Source organism: Nostoc sp. 2RC (assembly GCF_014222165.1).
Lineage (GTDB): Bacteria > Cyanobacteriota > Cyanobacteriia > Cyanobacteriales > Nostocaceae > Nostoc > Nostoc linckia.
Map to the genome: position 1 here is coordinate 1 of NZ_JACKZU010000628.1, position 2,431 is coordinate 2,431.

The following is a 2,431-nucleotide window of genomic DNA, read 5'->3' on the forward strand; positions in this document are numbered from 1 at the left end:
GATTGCTTCGCTTCGCTCTCTACGAGACGCTACGCGAACGCAATGACAGAACATATTATATTTATTTATGTCCATCTACTTAAAACGTAGTTTTTGCTGTAGAGAGATGGAAAATAAAAATTATAAAATTACGTTTGGTGAATGCAAATTGTCAAGCTCAAAAACTTAACACCAAGGATTTTCAGCCTTTTTTCTTGTAAATTCGTGTCCATTGGGTTTCGTTCATCAAGTCATATCATGTCTGAGTGGGATGCAATGGCTGTGGGAATCATAATTAATTATGCGGACATGATATCAACTTGGGAGAATTTTAAATTATCAATAAATAGAGGTTAATTTGATATATTTTTCAACAATATATGATAAAATCAATCACATTTCAGTTAAAGCGTTGACTGTGGACTGTCAACGGTCAACAGTCAACACTCTTCTATGGAATATTTTTTGGCGTTGCATAATTGCGGGATGATTTGAGAATTTGCATTAAAACATAATCCCCGCGTCCCCGTGTCTCCGTGTCTCCGTGTCTCCGTGTCCCCCTGTCACCCTAAATCATCCCATTATTCAGCAACGCCTATTTTTTTACTTGGAAGTCCCTTACTGCTAAATCTCTACTTCAAAATAAATCTAAATCCGTTACAGCACCAACACTACTAGAAGATACTAATTTGGCATATTTAGCCAACACGCCTTTAGTGTAACGTGGTGCAGGAGGTTGCCAATTAGCACGGCGACGCGCTAATTCTTCATCGGAGATGTTTAATTGCAATAAACGAGCTGGTGCATCAATGGTAATGCTATCGCCTTCTTCGACAAGAGCGATCGCACCTCCAACTGCTGCTTCTGGTGCAACGTGACCAACCACCATTCCATAGGTACCACCAGAGAATCGCCCGTCAGTAATTAATCCTACGGCATCTCCCAAGCCAGCACCAATAATTGCCGAAGTGGGAGCCAACATTTCTCGCATTCCAGGGCCGCCCTTTGGCCCTTCGTAGCGAATCACTAAAATATCTCCTGGTTGAATTTTACCCGCCAAAATCGCATCCAAGGAAGCTTCTTCTGATTCAAATACCCGTGCTGGCCCAGTGATTACTGGCTTTTTCACCCCGGTAATTTTAGCTACTGCTCCTTCTGTTGCTAGATTGCCTCTGAGAATAGCTAAATGTCCTTGGGGATACATGGGGTTATTCCAAGGACGAATGACATCTTGGTTGGCAGACGGTTCCTCTGGAATATCTGCTAATATCTCTGCAATGGTTTGTCCGCTAATTGTAATGCAGTCTGGATGTAGTAAATCATGCACAAGTAGCATTTTCATGACTTGAGGAATGCCTCCAGCTTTGTGCAAGTCTGTAGCTACATATCTGCCACTTGGTTTTAAATCACACAAAACGGGGACGCGACCGCGAATAGTTTCAAAGTCGTCTATGGTTAACTCTACCTCTGCGGCACGAGCGATCGCTAAGAAATGCAACACTGCATTTGTGGAACCACCCACCGCCATAATTACAGAAATGGCATTCTCTATGGATTTGCGGGTAATAATTTGTCGGGGTAAGATTTGTTTTCTGATGGCTTCCACCAACACAAATGCCGATTTTTCAGTACTGTCAGCTTTTTCGGCATCTTCCGCAGCCATTGTGGAGGAATAAGGCAAACTCATACCCAGCGCCTCGAAAGCAGAAGACATGGTATTGGCTGTGTACATCCCACCACAGGAACCAGCACCAGGACAGGCGCGACTTTCAACTTCTAATAATTCTTTGTCGTCAATTTTCCCAGCACTGTATTGACCGACAGCTTCAAAAGAACTAACAACCGTTAAATCCCGTCCGTTGTAGTGACCAGGTTTAATGGTGCCACCATAAACAAAGATAGCTGGAATATTCATCCGCGCCATCGCCAACATTGCCCCTGGCATGTTTTTATCACAACCACCAATGGCCAGTAAACCATCCATACTTTGCCCAGTACAGGCGGTTTCAATGGAATCAGCAATCACTTCTCGCGACACCAGGGAATATTTCATCCCTTCAGTTCCCATTGAAATCCCATCACTAATGGTAATTGTCCCGAACAATTGCGGCATCGCCCCAGCGGCTTTAATCCCAACTTCTGCCCGTTGTGCGAGTGTATTAATCCCCATGTTACAGGGGGTGATTGTACTATAACCATTGGCAATGCCCACAATGGCTTTGTTGAAATCTTCATCTTTAAAACCAACTGCACGCAGCATAGCTCGATTTGGCGATCGCTGCACTCCTTGGGTAACAATTTGGCTTCTCAAATTCTCCGACATCTTTTTTCCTTTCGTGCCATCATCGCAACTGTCGCGATTATATTACCTGATTTTCTCATGCCTGGGCAGCGCGATGGAGCTTGGACTTTTAAGAGAAGTCGGGAAAGGGGGAAGGGGAAAGGGGAAAGG

1 protein-coding gene is annotated in these 2,431 nt (G+C 44.0%); it reads right to left on the bottom strand.

Translation table 11 applies throughout. The annotated features are described in order from the left end of the window. Nucleotides 1-616: 616 nt before the first annotated feature. Complete coding sequence (ilvD, locus tag GNE10_RS33905) at nt 617-2,302, bottom strand: dihydroxy-acid dehydratase (protein ID WP_185570418.1); 1,686 nt, start codon at nt 2,300-2,302, stop codon at nt 617-619. Between the last annotated feature and the right edge of the window lie 129 nt (nt 2,303-2,431).

What these genes read in the sequence shown, in the direction of transcription:
- ilvD (WP_185570418.1), bottom strand. Translation starts at nt 2,302, where the DNA reads ATGTCGGAGAATTTGAGAAGCCAAATTGTTACCCAAGGAGTGCAGCGA.